Raw genomic sequence first — 17,122 nt, 5'->3', positions numbered from 1 at the left:
GCCTTTTTTTACAAATATTTATTTAAATTTACAGAATAAAGCAATTTGCAAATATTCATTTTTAAAATGTTGTATAATATTTTTTATAAGAGTTATAAGGCAGAATTTTTTTGAGGAGTAAAAAAATTTTCAAGGATAGATTATGAAGAAGATACTAATAATTGAAGATGATAATAATTTAAATAAAGGACTTTCCATAGCCTTAAATAAAGAATATGAAATTTTTTCTGTAAACACAATTATTGAAGCTAAAAATTTTATTGATGATGCGGATTTGATTTTACTTGATATGAACTTACCAGATGGAGATGGGCTTGAAATAATAAAATATACTAGAGAAACTTCATCAATTCCTATTATAGTTTTATCTGCCATAGATCTTGAAGCATATATCATTTCAGCCATAAATTTAGGGGCAGACGACTATTTAACCAAGCCTTTTTCTTTGGGAATATTAGAGGCAAAGATAAAAAGAGCTTTTGAAAAAATAGTGTCTAGTGATTTAAATCTTTATAAGAAAGATGGTCTAGACTTTAATTTTAATGAAAATACTTTCTATGTAGACAATAAAAATATAGATCTCACAAGGACAGAGACAAAAATTTTATACTACATGATAAAAAACAAGTCTCAAGTTATTACTAAGGAACTACTTTTTGATTTTGTTTGGGGAATAGATGATGAATTTATTGATCAAAATACATTGAGTGTCAATATTTCTAGAATAAGAAACAAATTAAAACCCTATGACCCAATAGAAACAGTCTTTGGAGTTGGATATAAATGGAATTTTTAATAGGTCTTTTAGCTCTTATAATTGGAATTATTTTATATAAATATATTGTCTTGAGAAGTGAAATGCACGAACTCTCAGACTATATTGATAAGGCTTTGGATGGAAATTTAGAAATTACAGAATTTGATGAAAAGGAATTATCTAAAATAAAATCAAAGCTCATTAAGTTTTTGTATGCCAGCCAAGTAAAAGAAGCGAAAATAAATACAGAAAAAAGTAAAACAAAAGATTTAATAGCAGATATATCACATCAAACCAAGACACCAATTACCAACCTTTCTTTATACATTAGTCTTTTAGAAGATGATCCGAAAGATGAGTATCTTGAAATTATAAAGTATGAACTTAATAAACTAGAATTTTTAATTCAAAACCTAGTAAAATCTTCTAGGCTCGAATCTGATATTATTTCCTTACAAAAACATCAAGCAAATTTAAAAGACATTGTAGAAGATGTTTTAGGAGAATTTAAAGTGATATTAGATGAAAAATGTATAGGCATAAATTTAAAAGACGAAGACTTAATTTTCAATTTGGACGAAAGATGGCTTAAAGAAGCTATCCACAATCTAGTAGATAATGCTATAAAATACTCGCCCAATGGTTCTACTATTAATATTTCAGTTTATAAATCTTACCTAAACTATAATTTAGACATAGAAAATGAGTGCAAAGACTTATCAGAAGAAACCTTGCCAAAAATATTCGAAAGATTTTATAGAGGAAAAAATTCAATTTCCAAGGACGGTTTGGGGTTAGGTCTTTTTATAGCCAGAGAAATTATAGAAAAACATGGTGGAAATATAAGAGCGTCTTTGGATAATAACAGAATAAAATTTTTAGTAGACTTCCCCTTGTGAGAAGTCTTTTTTCTTACAAAACTGTAAGAAGTCTTGTAAGTACTTTGTAAGATATGAATGTTATATTAAATGTAAAGAGGTGATAGAAATGTTAAAAGTAGAAAATTTAAAAAGATATTATAAAACAAATGATGTGGAAGTAAGAGCTCTTGATGGAGTATCTTTCGATGTGGAAAAAGGAGAATTTATTTCTATAATTGGAGCATCTGGATCTGGTAAATCAACCCTATTACATTTATTAGGAGGACTTGATTATCCTACAAGCGGAAAAGTTTTAATTGATGATACCGACATTTATGCATTGAAAGATGATGAGAGGACAATTTTTAGAAGAAGAAATATCGGTTTTGTTTTTCAAGCATATAATCTTTTGCCCATGCTAAATGTATATGAGAATATAATTATTCCCTTTGGTCTTGATGGGGACAAGGTAGATAAAAAATATGTTGATTCTGTAATAGATATACTTGAGATAAGTGATCAAAAATATAAAATGCCTAATGAATTATCAGGTGGACAGCAACAAAGGGTTGCTATAGCAAGAGCCTTGGTTACTAAACCATCTTTAATTCTAGCTGACGAACCTACAGGAAATTTAGATTCAAAATCATCTTCGCAAGTTGTTTACTTGTTAAAAAAGATTAATAAAGAGCTTGGAAATACTATTCTTATGATTACTCACGATGATGCTGTTGCTCAAGCCGCAGAAAAAACTCTAAGAATAGAAGATGGAAGGCTGGTGGGAAATAATGAAAGTCAAAAATAAAGCTTATATAAGGTGTCTTGCAAAAAATATTTTAAATGCGAATAAAAGCAGGAGAAATATTCTCTTATTAGCAATTGCTTTGACTTCTATACTATTTACAAGTCTGTTTTCCGTAGCCTTAGGTTTAGGAAAAAGCATGGAAACCCAAACGATGAAAACTATTGGCACAATTAGTCATGGCTCTTTTAAAGAACTTTCTGACAAAGACATAAGTATTTTATCCAAGGATAAAGACATAAAGGAATTTTCAATAAGAGAGAAAGTTGGTATTCTTGATGATGAAAAAATAAGTGCAGAACTATCCTATATAGATAACAATGGATTTGAATGGTCGCTAATAGAAAAAGTTAAAGGGAAATTTCCTGAAAAAGAAAAGGACGTATTTATAGATTTAGCAACTGCAAAAAAGTTAGGTTATAAGGGAGAAATCGGAGAAGAGATAGAAGTTCCTTTTAAAATAGAAAAACCTTACACGGGAGAGATTATCGAAAAGAATAGTGATAAATTTATTATATCTGGAACCTTTCAAAATCCTATTGACTCAAATGTTGGTGTAGGACAAATCTATTTATCAAAAGCTTATGTAGATAAATTATCACTTCCAGAAAATAATAATGACGTGGAAGTAATGCTAAAGAATTCCTTTATGATAAGGGATAAACTTATAAAAATTGCAGAGAGAAATGGTTATAAAGTGGTAGATGACCCTGGAAATTTATCTGATAAAGAAATAAGAATTGGTGTTAACTTTGCTTATATTTTATCTGGTGATTCTAGTTTTGATTTTAAAACATTTTTACCTTTCTTAGCTTTTTTAATTTTGGTAATAGTCGCAGGCTACTTAATAATAAACAATATTTTTAAGATATCCGTAAATGAAGACATTAAACTACTGGGACTTTTAAAAACAATTGGAATGACAAAGCCGCAAATCAAAAAACTTGTTCATCTTGAGTCTATAGCAGCCTCCCTTCCATCAATAATAGTTGGAGATATAGTAGGAATTTCTATCGGGAAAATTATTTTAAATAAAATATTTGCAAATAATGAGATGTTAACGGATGTAAAATTATCTCTAGCGGTAATAATCATAATTATCTTATTTTCGACAGCCTTTACTTTGCTTACAGTATTTCTATCAGTTATGAGACCTGCAAGGTATGCAGCAAAAGTTTCTCCAATAGATGCAAGCAAATACAACGAAACCATGATAAAAAAGAAATATAAAAGCGAGGATATTTCTCTAGGAAAGCTTGCTAGAAGACAAGTATTTTCCAATAAATTTAGATTTATTTCGATAGTTCTTTCTATTAGTCTATCTGCTGTTATTTTAAACAGTGTTTTAACTTATACCGGTAATATTGATTTAGAAAAGGGCATTTCAGATGTAATTGCAACGGATTATAATATAGCAAGTCCAAAATATTTTAGATATATGTACTCAGGAAGTGAGGACGGTATCAAGGATAATTTCATTGATGAAATAGAAAATCAAAAGGGATTTAAAGCTGGGGGAGCCTTATACTATTATGGTTATGAGTACGATTATCCAGATATAAAAATAGAAGATAATAAAGTTGCATCAATATTACTAGGAATAGATGATTATATAATAAACAAACAAAAATTTATAGACGGAGACTTCGATAAAGAAAAATGGCAAACAGGAAATTATGTTATCATAGGAGAATATGGAGATAAAAAATCTGCATTTAAAGCTGGCGATAAAATAAAAATTAATGTGAAAAACAGGGTCAAAGAAGTTCAGGTTATGGGTAAGATTATGTACAATTTTTCTAATGGGCTTAGGTATTTTCCTGTAATTAAGGAAGATATAAACGATGAGTCAAGTCCTACTTTAGGTTTGGAATATATTTATATGAATCCTAATGAATATAACAAGCTTACAGGAGATAAGAGTATTATGTCTTATGGATTTGATGTAGAAGATAGTGAAAAGGAAAATTTTGATAAGTTATTAAAAACTTTTGAAAATAACCCAGACTTTTCCTATGACTCAAGAGATCTTCAAATAAAGTCTTTTAAAGATTTCAAAAATCTTATAGAATTTGTGGGTTATAGTATATCTATAGTATTATTTTTAATTTCTGTACTGAATTTTATAAATGTTATTGCTACTGAAATTTTGAGAAATATGGTTAACTTATCAATTCTTGAAGCAATTGGAATGACAAAGAAAAATATCAAAAAATATTTGGTAAAAAAGAATTTGGTTTATTCTTTATGTGGCTTAATATTTTCTTTTCTCATTATGCTTCTTGTAGATAAATTTATCTTGATGGATTTTATTGAACAGACTCAGTGGACTTCTTATAAATTTGTAATTCTGCCACTTATACTTGTAAACTTAGTAAATATAATTATTGGGATAATATTTACAGGTAGGTTCTATGAAAAGCATAGCAATAACAGTCTTGTAGATAGAATAAGAAGTTTAGAATAACAATTTTTATGTTAACTAGAAATAAAAAAGGCTGTGAGTATTAAAACTCATAGCCTTTTATCTTGCCACCTAAAGACTCTCTAAATCAATTTTTCTAAAATCCATAATTCAATGAGCCTTCCGGTTCTAATTTTCTTCTGTCAAAATTTTTAATATTTCCGAATAAATATTTTCTGCATTCTTTTTAAAGTTTGCAGAAATTTTTTTTGCCATGATTTCATCTGCTGTTTCGATTTTTAAGTCCAAGACAGCTATTTCGTCGTCCTTTATTTTTAGGTGGGCGAAGTTTATACCATCTTCTTCAAGCGTTTCTCCTGAAACTGAATTTTTAAGGAGAAGTTCGTGGCGATATAAATCTATTTTCTCATCTAAAAATTTTATATTTTCTTCAGGTATTTGCTCATAAAAAATATCTAGGGTCTTTTCTCCATCCTCTGATAGATAATATTTTTTGTCGCCGTCAAAGAGGACAAGCCCCGTTGACTCCAAGTCATTTAAGTACTGTTTGAAGTAAAAGTAGTTAAAGAGCTCTATGTCTAGTACAAAATAGGAGAGGTCATTTTCCTTTAGTTTGTGGTTAAACTTATCTATTATGTAGAGGATCAATAATTTATTTAATGCAAGTTCAAAGGAACTTTTTTCCATGTTATCACCTTCTCTTAAATTATACCAAAGCTGGGCTTCTAATAGCAATTAAAGATGAATTTTCAGCATTTTTTGATATAATGTATGTGGAGGAATTATGGAAAGACAAATTTTATTTTCTCGTCAAGAGATAAAGGAAAAGGTAGAAAGTCTGGGCAAAAGAATTACAGAAGACTTTGATGATAATTTCGTAGTCATTTCTCTTTTGAGAGGCAGCTTTATTTTTGCGGCAGACTTAGTTAGAGAGATTGATAAATTAGTTGAGATAGATTTTCTCACAACTTCATCCTATGGACACAGTGAGTCTTCCAGTGGAGAGGTGAGATTTTTGACGGACCTACGCACAAATATAGAGGGCAGAGATGTCCTTGTTGTAGACGATATTTTAGACACAGGAAACACTCTTTATGCAGTGAAGGAAAAACTTTTAAGCTACAATCCAAAGTCCTTAAAGACTTGCGTCTTACTTGACAAGCCTTCAAGGAGAGAGGCAGATGTATCTGCTGACTATGTTGGCTTTGAAATTGATGATATTTTTATTGTTGGCTACGGTTTAAATTATGGCGACCACTACAGGAATATGCCTTACATCTACACTTATAAGGAAAAAAATGAAAAGATATAAAAAGAAAAATTTAAATGTCATGAGCGTCAACTCCTTGACTCTTGTGCTTGCAATTATTTTTTTGACCTTTGGTTTTAATATTCAAGAGAAATACAGCTTTTGGGGAACTTTTATTACGGAAATTTTTATTATTTTAATCCCAGCAATTCTCATTTCTTCAACGGGAAATATTAAAGAGGTTTTAAAAATTAAAAAGATTTCTGGTGAGAGCATTTTAAAGACAATCATTCTTGTGATTTTGTCCTACCCAGTGATTTTACTTTTAAATGGAATATTTTTGTCCCTTCTTTCAAATTTTATTGAATACAAAAATTTCCCCATGGAGTTAATGCTGCAAAATGTTCCAATTTTTAATTATTTAATATTTATGTGCCTGGTGCCTGCTATTTGCGAAGAAGTTTTCTTCAGGGGAACTCTCACTAACGCCTATAATGTCTATGGGGAGAGGTTTGCCATAGTGGTATCTGCCCTTGTCTTCGCCCTATTTCACTTTGACATACAAAATTTTATCGCCCCCTTCTTGTTGGGACTTTTGTTTTCAAGTTTAATCGAAGTTACAGGTTCTATAATCCCAGCCATAGTGGCGCACTTTGTCAACAATGTCATAGCAGTTTTGACGGCAAGGTATGTCAATGAAAGGCTCTTTGAATTTTTGCGCAAGACAAAACTTTCTCGCGAAATTGGCTCCCTTGAGCTTTCAATTATAATTTTACTTATTGTAGTTTCAATTTTTTCTGTGATTTTAATTAGACTAATCCTTAAAAATTTGAAGAAGGAAAATCAAGAGGATGTGGAAATAAAAATTAGGTACAGAGATGTGGAAGGCATTGATTTATTTAACTTCGTGCCTATAATTGCCCTTGTGATTTTGTATTTCATCTATCACTACATTGTTTTTTAGGAGGTAGGATATGGATAAGATAAGAGAAGCAGCTGATTTAATTTTAAGGTCAAAAAAAGTTTTTGCCCTAACTGGCGCAGGAATTTCTACAGATTCAGGCATACCTGACTTTAGATCTTCCTCTGGCTATTATTCCAAGATGGACCCCATGCTTGCCCTTTCCAAGGATAGACTAATAAATCATCCAGAAATTTTTTATAAGGAAGGCTACAAGATTCTTGAGGACTTAAACGACCAAGAGCCCAATGATGGACACAAGGCACTGGCAAAAATGGAAGAGGAAGGCTTTCTTGCAGGAATTATTACGCAAAACATCGACAACCTTCATGCCAAGGCAGGCTCAAAAAATATTTACGAAGTTCATGGTGAAACTCGTGGCACTCACTGCATGAAATGTGGCAGGGAATATCCCTTCGCCCTTATGCGTGAAAAAGTTGAAAGGGGAGAAATACCACCTAAGTGCGATCATTGCGGCGGCACAATTCGTCCAAATGTTGTAATGTTTGGCGACATGATGCCCGACGACTTCGACAGGGGAGCAAGAGAGCTTAATGACACAGACACCCTAATAGTTGTTGGCTCATCACTTACAGTTTCACCAGTAAACTTTTTGCCAAACTATGTGGACCACTTAATCATAATAAATAATGACCCTACGCCAATGGATAGGCGAGCAGATGTAGTTATTCATGAAAATTCTTCAGTTGTTCTTCAAGAAATTTTAAAGGAGCTTGAAAAAAGATCATGATGTATGGAGATTTCGCATATTTTTACGACAAGCTCATGTACGATCTTGACTATGAGAAAATTTATAAATTTATAAGGGACCTTCTAGGGAAAAAGTCTCTAGAGCCTAAATTAATTTTAGAAATGGCTTGTGGCACAGGTGGACTGACAGAAAAGTTGGCAAGGGACTACAAGCTTCACGCCTTTGACTTATCTGATGACATGTTAAGCGTCTGCCAAAATAAAATAAGAAGTAAAAATTTAAGGTTATTCAAGCAAAATATGGCGGGATTTTCTGCACCAGCATCTTATGATGCAATAATTTCTGTTGGCGACAGCCTAAATTACCTGACAGATGTCAAGGACTTTGAGGCGGCAATAAAATCTGCTTACGCTTACTTAAAGGAAGATGGAATTTTTATTTTTGACCTCAATACAGAATACAAATTTAAAAATATTCCCCCAGTGACAGTGGACGAAGTTGATGATGTTTTATATATTTGGGAAAATATCTACGATGAAGAAGAAAAACTAAACACCTACGGAGTTAATTTTTTTAGAAACATAAGGGACAATGACTACAAGAGATTTTACGAGGAACATTTAGAGAGGGCATACGACTTAAGCTTGGTGAAAAATTTGTTGGAAGAAATTGGATTTAAGGAAATAGAAGTTTACGACGACTATGAGTTTAAAGAAGTGGGAGATGAAACTTCAAGATTCACTCTTGTCGCAAGAAAATTTTATAAGTAGATTGCAATAGAGTACAAGATGTTGTACAATATCTTTAAAGAGGTGAGCTTATGTTAGCTGTTAATTATAGTGAACTTAGAAAAAATTTGAAAGATTATTGCGACGCAGCCGTTGACGACTTGGAAACAGTTTTGGTTACAAGAAAAGATGACAAAAATGTTGTTGTAATAAGTTTAGATGAATACAATAATTTAATAGAAAATGCTCATATCATGAAAGATCCAAAGTATTATAAAGAATTAATACAAAGAGCAGAGGACGTTGAAAAGGGAATTTATAAAGAAAGAGAACTCATTGACATAGAATGAAAATATTATTTCACGACAAGGCTTTTTTGGAATATTTGTCCTGGCAAAATACTGACAAAAAAACTTTAAAGAGAATAAATGAATTAATAAAAGATATAATGAGAAACCCCTACGAGGGCATTGGAAAGCCTGAGCCTTTGCGCTACCAATTAAGCGGATATTGGTCCAGGAGAATTAATATAGAAGATAGACTAATTTACAAAATTGAAGGAGATTTGTTAATTATAATTTCCTGTTCAGAACATTATAAGAAAAATAGATAGCAGAGGCTATCTTTTTTTAGGAGGAAAATTTGGGATATATTTTAAGAGCAATAGACGAAAGTGAAACTATAAAAATTTCTGCTGCCATTACCACTGATGTAGTGGAAGAGGCGGCTAAGATTCATAAATTATCAAAGACTACAAGTGCTGCTTTAGGTAGAGTTTTAACTGCGGCTGCAATTATTGGCTCATGGCAAAAAAATGAAAAGGACTCCATAACTCTTTCCATAAACGGCAATGGACCTGCTGGAAAAATTGTTGCAACTTGCAAAAATGACGGCTATGTAAAGGGTTATGTTACAAATCCTGGGGCTGACCTTCCAACTAGGGAAGCCGACGGAAAAATTGATGTGGCTGGAATTGTTGGCGAAGGTAATTTAACTTTAGTCATGGATACGGGCATGAAAAAGCCCTACACAGGAACAGTTAATCTCACAACGGGCGAAATTGCAGAAGATCTTGCAGTATATTTTCTTCAATCAGATCAAGTTCCATCAGCAGTTGGTTTAGGAGTTCTTGTGGATGTGGACTATTCAATAAAGGCTGCTGGCGGTTTTATTATTCAGCTAATGCCCGATGCCACTGAAGAGCAAATTTCTAAACTAGAAGAAAATTTAAAGGGCCTTCCAAGTGTAACTTCAATTTTAGATGAATATCACGACGCAGAAAAATTAATTGAAATCCTCATGAAGGACATTGATTTTAAAATTCTCGAAAAGAGAGAGATCACTTACAAGTGCAACTGCTCTCGTGAAAAGGTTGAAGATGCAATTGTTTCAGTTGGTCCAAGGGAAATTGAAGAAATTTTAAGAGAAGACAAAAAGGCTGAAGTCTCCTGCTACTTCTGCGACAAGGTCTATAACTTTGACGAAAGTGACCTCGAGAGAATGTTAAAGAAGGCAGAGGACATAAATAAAAATAGAGAAATTGTTATTCATGATAATTTTTAAGTAAAAATTTGCAAAAGAAAAGATAGGTGAGAGCCTATCTTTTTTCGTGCTTAAATATTTTTAAAAACTTTTTCCATTGGCTTTAATATTACAAGTACAATTACAGATGAAACTGCAATTTGAATGATGTTGCCTGGTATTGATGCCAGCGGCGTTACAAAGGATGAAAGTATAAAAACTTCTCCAATGTAATAAACTACAACCTTTACTAGGGCAACTAGGACAAAGGAAAGCAGTAAATTTTTCAACTTCAAGTGCTTGTAATTAAATTTGTTAAGTATGTAACCCATGATGAGTGCTGATATAACGGTCATAGGAGACCACAAAACCCAGCCACTTGTGAGGTCAAAGAGTCCCATGCCGAGAGCGCCTGCTGTCATGCCAACTCTTTTGTCAAAAAATATTGCAGCCAAGAAGAAGGGAACATTGCCAAGGTGGATGAGTCCTCCATTAGGTGCAAAGGGCAGCTGAATTTTTACAATCCATGTAAATACATAGACAAGTGCGATAAAAAGTGATGTGATAACTAAGTCTTTTACTTTAAAATTTTTCATGATTGCTCCTTTTTATTTTGTTAATTTTATAATAGCACTATTTATGTCATAAATAAAGAAAAAAAGGTCGACAATGCGACCTTTTGTAAAAATATTTTTACTTTTCAAAATTTTTTAAATTATAAAGGCTCCAGTCTTGTCGATTTCAAGAGGCAAGACCTTGTAATCGCCCTTTAATTTTTTTATTTGCTTTTTTATAAACTCTTCTGAAATTTTGTCTTCATTGTCAAGAAGAATCATCAGAGTCGAGCCGGCACCACTTAGGTAGTGACCAAGGGCAGGGCTTTCGCCTATTATTTTTTCTATTTGGTTAATCTCTGGTATGAGTTTAAACCTGTAAGGCTGGTGGATTTTATCTTCCAGGGCAACTTTTATATTTTCCTCGTCGCCAGAAATCAGTGACAAAATCAAAAGTGATAGGCGAGAGATGTTAAAGACTGCATCATCTCTAGTGTAAGTCTTTGGCAGTGCTTGGCGAGCAAGCTTTGTGCTGAGTTTAAAGTCAGGAATTAGCGCCAAAAATTTTATCTTGTCAGAAACATTAAATTTTTCTACAAAAACTTGGTCTCCATGGTAAATTGCTGCTGTCCCTCCGCCAAAAATTGCTGGAGAAACATTGTCAGGATGACCTTCCATGTCTGTTGCAATTTTTAAAATTTCTTTTTTGTCAAAATCTTTTTTCATAACATCAAAGGCTGCCATTAGCCCCATGACTACACAGGCTGCAGAAGAGCCAAGTCCACGAGACATGGGTATGTCTGATGCCAGGTCAAATTCTACGGGGACAATTTTTTCGCCACAGACCTCAAAGCTTTTGGCGTAGGCTTCATAAATCAAATTATTTTTAACATTCTCATCAAAGTTTTTTGTGTCTTCGCTTATTTTAAATTCACAAGTGTTATATAAGTTTAAGGCAAGTCCCAGAGTGTCAAAGCCCGGTCCAAGGTTGGCAGAAGTTGCAGGCACAGCAATTCTCTTGCCACGGCTGGCAAATTTTAGGACCTCTTCATCTATTTGATCCTTATTTATTTTTGTCTTATGGATAATTTTTTTGTCCTTCAATTTTTTTATTTCATAAGGAATTTTTACGCCAGAGATCTCATAAAGGGCGTCAATATTTTCAAACTCATCAAGTGAGACTTTTTCGCCAAGGGCAGATAGGACTGATGAAGAAAATTTGTAGGGGCTGGCAGTAGAAAGAATCACTGTATTTTTTAAGGAAAGCTCATCTACTATGTGCTTTGCCACAGCTGTGTGGGGGTCGATTAAATAATTTTCTTCCCTAAAAGTCTTGGCAATAGTAGCTTTTGTTTCATCTTCACTGGCATAGCCATACAAAAATTCACTGAAGTCATTTTTAAATTCAAAGGCATGATTTTCAGCAAGCTCTTTCATTTTTTCTCTTACAAGTTTATCAGATGACTTGTGGTAAATTAGTCTTTCCAAATTACTTGAAACCAAAATGTCCATGGAAGGCGAAATAGTTTTTTTAAGCTCTCTATTGGCATCGTATCTTCCAGTCTTAAAGAAGTCTGTTAATACATTATTTGAATTAGATGCAATGACCAGCTTTTCTATTGGAAGACCCATTTCTTTTGCGTAGTAGCCAGCCAAGATGTCGCCGAAATTTCCCGTAGGCACGCAGAAAGAAATTTTGTCGCCGCAGGAAATTTTTTCTGCCCTTACTAAATCAGCATAGGCATAAAAGTAATAGATAATTTGTGGCAGTAGCCTGCCAATATTTATTGAATTGGCAGAAGAAAGGTAAATATTTTTTTCCTTTAGTTGCTCTTTTATGTCGCCATCCTTAAAAATTTTCTTCACAGCAGACTGGGCGTCGTCAAAATTTCCGTCAATGGAAATAACCTTTGAGTTCAGTGAGTCTGTGGAGTCCATTTGCCTTTTTTGAATGGCAGAAACTCCCTCTGTTGGATATAGGACTAAGATGTCTATATTTTCTGTGTTGTAAAAACCTTCAAGAGCAGCCTTTCCCGTGTCGCCAGAAGTCGCAGTGAGGATCAAAGTCTTTTCCTCTATGCCAAGAGATTTTTTGGCATAGGACAAGAGGTTGGGAAGAAGACACAAAGCAAAGTCCTTAAAGGCAGCAGTTCTTCCATGATAGAGCTCTAGGTAAAAATCTTTTTTACAAGTTACCCTTGCAATTTCTTCTTCAAAAGTCCCATAGGATTTTTCTATTAGCCTTAAAAGTTCCTCGCTGTCAAAGTCAGTCAAGTATAGGGACAAAATTTTGTGGGCAAGGTCAGTGTATTTGAGATTTAAATTTTTACTTATGTCAAATTTTGGGAAGGATTCTGGCACAAAAAGTCCGCCGTCATCAGAGATTCCCTTTACAATTGCTTCCCTGGCTGATATTTTTAAGTTGGAATTTCTAGTTGATAAAAACTTCATATTTCCTCCTCTATTTCTGCAATGAAGATGCCTTCTAAGTCGCCTATAGCATGAATTAATTCTTCAAGCCTAAGATTTTTTGTAATTAAATGGTGGTCTTCTCCCACAATTTTTTCTGCTGAGATTAAATTTTTTAGGTCGTCAGAAACTTTTTGGCATCTCAAGTAATATTTTTTTTCTAAATTATTTACTACTGGGTAGGAATTTTCTGCCTGGTAAAAAGTTTTTATTTCTCTTTTGGCAAGGATTCTAAGAAGGTCGCGCATAATTGCATCGGCTGTCTCAAGTTTTCCTGCGCCAGGTCCCTTTAGTTCATAGGATTTAAAATTTTCACCCTGAATTTTTATGGCATTGGTTCCATCAAAGGTATTTGCAAAAAAATCATCTCTTAAAAATCTTGGCATGACAGAAATATTTATCTTGCCATCACTTAAAGATGACTTGCCAAGAAGTCTAAGGGAGTAGCCAAAGTCTTTGGCAAAGTCAAAATCAGATTTTTTCACCTTATCTATGCCAAAGGTAAAAATTTCATCTTCACTAATTTTTGCCCTGTAAGCTAGGGAAGAGAGGATCCTAATTTTTCTCATGGCATCAAGCCCACCTACATCGGCAGAAGGGTCAGCCTCTGCATAGCCAAGCTCTTGCGCCTCTTTTAAAACCTCATCATAATCAAGACCTTCTCTTTCCATTTTTGAGAGGATATAATTTGAAGTTCCATTTAAAATTCCAGAAATTTCATAGATGTCGTTAAAGAAAACTTCCTCCATGAGGGGATGAATTATGGGAATAGCACCTGCAACGGCTGCCTCATAGGCAAAGTAAACATTATTTTCTCTGGCAAGGTCATTTAAGTCTTCAAAATATTTTGAGACCACAGCCTTGTTGGCAGTGACAATATTTTTGCCAGATTTCATGAGCTTTACAATTCTCTCATAAGTTTCCTCTAAATTTGAAGTTACATCAATTACTGTGTCTACAGAAGAATTTAAGATTTCGTCAAAATCATCTGTGAAATTTAAAGTCTTGTCGTGAGGATTTCTCTCTTTATTTTTATTTTTTATTAAAATTCTTTCTATTTTTATGTCAAAATTATTTTTCAGTAAATCTTTTTTCTTTTTGTACAAAATTTCTTCGACGCCTGTTCCCACAGTGCCAAAGCCCATTATTGCAATTTTCAAATCAAACCTCCAAGAGTTTTTTTGCTATTTGCACAGCATTAGTTGCAGCGCCCTTTCTAATGTTGTCGGCACAGGACCAAAGGTTGATGCCATTTTCAACAGTGAAGTCTCTTCTAATTCTTCCAACATAAACTTCGTTTTTGTCAGCTGACATGAGTGGCATTGGGTAAATTTCATTGGCTGGATCGTCCTTTAAAATCATGCCAGGATAGTGGGCGATAATTTTTTTCACATCTTCAATTTCAAAGGGCTTTTCCACTTCAACATTTATAGAAATGCTGTGGGAATTTTTTACAGGAACACGCACAGTTGTAGCTGTCACAAGTAGGGAGTCGTCGTGAAGAATTTTTTTAGTTTCGTTAATCATCTTCATCTCTTCCTTTGTGTAACCATTGTCCAAGAAGACATCGATTTGTGGAATACAGTTATTTACAATCGGATACTTGTAGGCAAGATTTGTTCCCTCTTCAAGGTCAGAAATTCCCTTGATGCCAGAGCCAGATACAGATTGATAAGTTGAATAGATAACTCTCTTAATCTTGTACTTGTCGTGAATTGGCTTAAGAGGAAGGACTGACTGAATAGTTGAGCAATTTGGATTGGCAATAATTCCCTTGTTCATCTTAATATCCTCAGGGTTGATTTCTGGAACAACTAGGGGAACTTCTGGGTCCATCCTAAAGGCAGAGGAATTGTCCACAACAGTTACGCCAGCCTTTGCAGCAATAGGAGCAAATTTTTCGCTGACAGAACCGCCAGCAGAGAAGAGGGCAACCTTAATGTCTCTTCCATCAAAGGAGTCTTCCTTTAACTCCTCAACAGTGTAGTCCTTGCCGCAGTAATTAATAATTTTTCCTGCAGATTTTTTTGAGCTAAACAAGTACAAATTGTCAATGGGGAAATTTTCCTCGCTCAAAACCTTTAACATCATACTTCCAACAAGACCAGTTGCACCAACAACTGCCACATTAATTTTCTTCATCTTTTTCCTCCTTGTAAAACTCTCTGTAAATAGCTTCAATAGCTTTCTCAAAATCCTTAGTTTCAACGCCAATAATAATATTAATTTCGCTGGAACCTTGGCTTATCATCTTAATATTTACGCCAGCTCGGGCAAGAGCAGTAAAGGTCCTTGAAGACACGCCCTTTTCATTTATCATGCCGCGGCCAACAACTGCAATAAGGGAGATGTCACGCTCCCAACTGATACTGTCCACATTCAAATAGATTTTTAGCTCTTCCATGACCTTATTTAACTTTGGAGCAATTTGCGAATCAGAAACAATGACAGATACAGAATCAATGCTTGATGGCATGTGCTCAATGGAAAGGTCGTTAGATTCAAAGACAGTAGTTAGCTTCCTGAAAAAGTCCTTTTCAGTGTTCATATTTACCTTTTCAAGATTAATAACAGTAAAATCTTTTTTGCCAGATATGCCCGTCACAATATTTTTATTTTTATAAGCACACTTAGACAAAATCAAAGTGCCTTCTTCGTGAGGAGCATTAGTATTTTTAATATTTATAGGAATATTTTTGTCGCGAAGAGGGAAGATTGCCTCCTCGTGAAGGACCTTTGCGCCCATGTAGGAAAGCTCGCGAAGCTCCTTATAAGTAATAGTGCCAATTGGGCATGAGTCCCTTACAATTTTTGGGTCGGCAACTAAAAAGCCGCTTACATCAGTAAAGTTTTCATACATCTCTGCATCTAGGGCAGAGGCAATGACAGAACCAGTGACATCAGAACCGCCGCGAGAAAAAGTGTGGACCTTGCCAAACTCATCTAAGCCATAAAAACCAGGCACAACAGCCCTGTCGTGCTTAGTCAAAATATTTCTAATATTTTCACAGGACTTGTCTAAATCTAAAGTCCCTTCATTAAAAACAATTAAGTCCCTTGCATCCACAAAATCATAGCCAATATAATTAGCAAGGACCTGAGCGCTGATAAATTCGCCACGACTGATTACGAAGTCGTAGCTTGCGCCCCTGGTGATTTCATCTTTCACATCAGCCAAAATTTTTTTGATGTCAATATCCAAAACAAGATCATCAACAATATTAATAAAAACATTCTCGATGATCTTGTAAACTTCATTAAAATTCAAATCATGGTCACTTAGCTCGTGACACATTGCTAGAAGGTCAGTAACCTTGTGATTGTTGTTAACGCCTTTGCCCGGCGCAGACACAACGACATAGGATCTGTCAGGGTCCTCCATGATAATATCCTTAACCTTTTTCAGTTGAACAGCATCTGCAAGAGAACTGCCACCAAATTTTGTAACTTTCATCTTTTTCTCCTTTTTTCAAATAAAATAAGTAAGTATAAAATTATGTTTAAAAAATTCATGTTTAGTACAAAAAAACAGAAAAAATTAAAAAGTAATTTTTACGATTATACAATTATTTAGTCCGATTGTCAATGAAAGGTCAGCCAAATAGGTTTATTGCAAAAACAAAAAATTTTAAAAAGTTATAGGAGAAAAAACAAGCTAACAAAAATAAAAATCGGGTAAAAATTTAATAGAAGGGCAAGGGATTTTAAGGAGGTAGAAAATGAAAAGCAGTGGATTATTTTTTGAGAAAAGAGAAGATGGCTCCTTCCTAATAGGTTATGAAGATTACGATGTAGAACTCTTTGGCGGTGATGACATTGAGGTTACCTATTATTTAGATAAGGATAATTACAAAATTCTTAAAGAAAAATTAGGTTTAAAGGGAGAAATGGACACAGAAATAAAATTAAAAAGAGCCTTCGGCTTAAAATTTAGCTCTCTAAAATTTTGTGAATTTTGCCAGGAAAATAAAATAGAATACAAAAAGAATATTATAATTTTATAAAAATAGCAATTTAATGACAATTTTTAAAAAATTAATATTATTTATAATCATTAAAAAATAAAAAACCGCAGATAAAACTG

General features: G+C 33.6%; 18 protein-coding genes. 12 read left to right on the top strand and 6 right to left on the bottom strand.

What is annotated here, in order from left to right:
• Positions 1-142: 142 nt before the first annotated feature.
• From HGPG_RS09085 to HGPG_RS09070, 4 genes are all read left to right on the top strand, one after another.
• Complete coding sequence (locus HGPG_RS09085) at positions 143-796, top strand: response regulator transcription factor (protein ID WP_019125775.1); 654 nt, start codon at positions 143-145, stop codon at positions 794-796.
• A complete protein-coding gene (locus HGPG_RS09080; protein WP_019125774.1) occupies positions 784-1,656 on the top strand; it encodes a sensor histidine kinase in 873 nt (290 codons plus the stop codon). Before HGPG_RS09085 ends, HGPG_RS09080 begins: the two co-directional genes overlap by 13 nt.
• Before the next feature lie 88 nt (positions 1,657-1,744).
• Positions 1,745-2,422: an ABC transporter ATP-binding protein gene (locus tag HGPG_RS09075; RefSeq protein ID WP_019125773.1), complete on the top strand. Its 678-nt coding sequence runs from the start codon at positions 1,745-1,747 to the stop codon at positions 2,420-2,422.
• Positions 2,385-4,886, top strand: a complete 2,502-nt coding sequence (locus tag HGPG_RS09070) for an ABC transporter permease (RefSeq protein WP_036732063.1) — start codon at positions 2,385-2,387, stop codon at positions 4,884-4,886. The genes HGPG_RS09075 and HGPG_RS09070 overlap by 38 nt, the downstream gene beginning before the upstream one ends.
• A 126-nt stretch (positions 4,887-5,012) precedes the next feature.
• Here HGPG_RS09070 and HGPG_RS09065 read toward each other — a convergent pair whose 3' ends face one another.
• On the bottom strand, positions 5,013-5,531 hold the full coding sequence (locus tag HGPG_RS09065; RefSeq protein WP_019125771.1) for a DUF4364 family protein: 519 nt from the start codon (positions 5,529-5,531) through the stop codon (positions 5,013-5,015).
• Positions 5,532-5,628: 97 nt separating this feature from the next.
• Here HGPG_RS09065 and hpt point away from each other — a divergent pair, with 97 nt between their 5' ends.
• Genes hpt through hslO form a run of 7 tightly spaced genes read left to right on the top strand, consistent with a single transcriptional unit; the run spans position 5,629 to position 10,057 of the window.
• Positions 5,629-6,156 (top strand): hypoxanthine phosphoribosyltransferase, encoded by a 528-nt coding sequence (hpt, locus tag HGPG_RS09060; RefSeq protein WP_019125770.1) that lies wholly within the window; start codon positions 5,629-5,631, stop codon positions 6,154-6,156.
• Positions 6,143-7,057: a type II CAAX endopeptidase family protein gene (locus HGPG_RS09055; protein WP_019125769.1), complete on the top strand. Its 915-nt coding sequence runs from the start codon at positions 6,143-6,145 to the stop codon at positions 7,055-7,057. The genes hpt and HGPG_RS09055 overlap by 14 nt, the downstream gene beginning before the upstream one ends.
• 10 nt (positions 7,058-7,067) lie before the next feature.
• Positions 7,068-7,805, top strand: coding sequence for an SIR2 family NAD-dependent protein deacylase (locus tag HGPG_RS09050; RefSeq protein ID WP_019125768.1), 738 nt, complete (start codon positions 7,068-7,070; stop codon positions 7,803-7,805).
• Entirely contained in the window at positions 7,802-8,536 is a 735-nt protein-coding gene (locus HGPG_RS09045) for a class I SAM-dependent DNA methyltransferase (protein ID WP_019125767.1), read from the top strand. The genes HGPG_RS09050 and HGPG_RS09045 overlap by 4 nt, the downstream gene beginning before the upstream one ends.
• Before the next feature lie 50 nt (positions 8,537-8,586).
• The gene (locus HGPG_RS09040) at positions 8,587-8,844 is read left to right on the top strand and encodes a type II toxin-antitoxin system Phd/YefM family antitoxin (protein ID WP_019125766.1); all 258 of its coding nucleotides are present in this window, start codon (positions 8,587-8,589) and stop codon (positions 8,842-8,844) included.
• A complete protein-coding gene (locus HGPG_RS09035) occupies positions 8,841-9,107 on the top strand; it encodes a Txe/YoeB family addiction module toxin (RefSeq protein ID WP_019125765.1) in 267 nt (88 codons plus the stop codon). Before HGPG_RS09040 ends, HGPG_RS09035 begins: the two co-directional genes overlap by 4 nt.
• A gap of 29 nt (positions 9,108-9,136) precedes the next feature.
• Positions 9,137-10,057: an Hsp33 family molecular chaperone HslO gene (hslO, locus tag HGPG_RS09030; protein WP_019125764.1), complete on the top strand. Its 921-nt coding sequence runs from the start codon at positions 9,137-9,139 to the stop codon at positions 10,055-10,057.
• A gap of 50 nt (positions 10,058-10,107) precedes the next feature.
• Here the strand turns inward: hslO and HGPG_RS09025 are convergent, their stop codons facing one another.
• The 5 genes from HGPG_RS09025 to HGPG_RS09005 form a co-directional block, all read right to left on the bottom strand.
• Positions 10,108-10,611 (bottom strand): ECF transporter S component, encoded by a 504-nt coding sequence (locus HGPG_RS09025; RefSeq protein ID WP_019125763.1) that lies wholly within the window; start codon positions 10,609-10,611, stop codon positions 10,108-10,110.
• Positions 10,612-10,725: 114 nt separating this feature from the next.
• Positions 10,726-13,020: a homoserine kinase gene (thrB, locus tag HGPG_RS09020; protein ID WP_019125762.1), complete on the bottom strand. Its 2,295-nt coding sequence runs from the start codon at positions 13,018-13,020 to the stop codon at positions 10,726-10,728.
• Positions 13,017-14,198, bottom strand: a complete 1,182-nt coding sequence (locus HGPG_RS09015; RefSeq protein ID WP_019125761.1) for a homoserine dehydrogenase family protein — start codon at positions 14,196-14,198, stop codon at positions 13,017-13,019. Before HGPG_RS09015 ends, thrB begins: the two co-directional genes overlap by 4 nt.
• Before the next feature lies 1 nt (position 14,199).
• Positions 14,200-15,180 (bottom strand): aspartate-semialdehyde dehydrogenase, encoded by a 981-nt coding sequence (locus HGPG_RS09010; protein WP_019125760.1) that lies wholly within the window; start codon positions 15,178-15,180, stop codon positions 14,200-14,202.
• Complete coding sequence (locus HGPG_RS09005; protein WP_019125759.1) at positions 15,167-16,492, bottom strand: aspartate kinase; 1,326 nt, start codon at positions 16,490-16,492, stop codon at positions 15,167-15,169. The genes HGPG_RS09010 and HGPG_RS09005 overlap by 14 nt, the downstream gene beginning before the upstream one ends.
• 265 nt (positions 16,493-16,757) lie before the next feature.
• Between HGPG_RS09005 and HGPG_RS09000 the strand changes: the two genes are divergently transcribed.
• Positions 16,758-17,042, top strand: coding sequence for a hypothetical protein (locus HGPG_RS09000; RefSeq protein ID WP_019125758.1), 285 nt, complete (start codon positions 16,758-16,760; stop codon positions 17,040-17,042).
• Positions 17,043-17,122: the final 80 nt, after the last annotated feature.

Source organism: Peptoniphilus grossensis ph5 (assembly GCF_000311825.1).
GTDB classification, from domain to species: Bacteria; Bacillota; Clostridia; order Tissierellales; family Peptoniphilaceae; genus Peptoniphilus_A; species Peptoniphilus_A hominis.
Note: the sequence above shows the minus strand (reverse complement) of the source record. Positions and strands in the feature narration are given on the sequence as shown.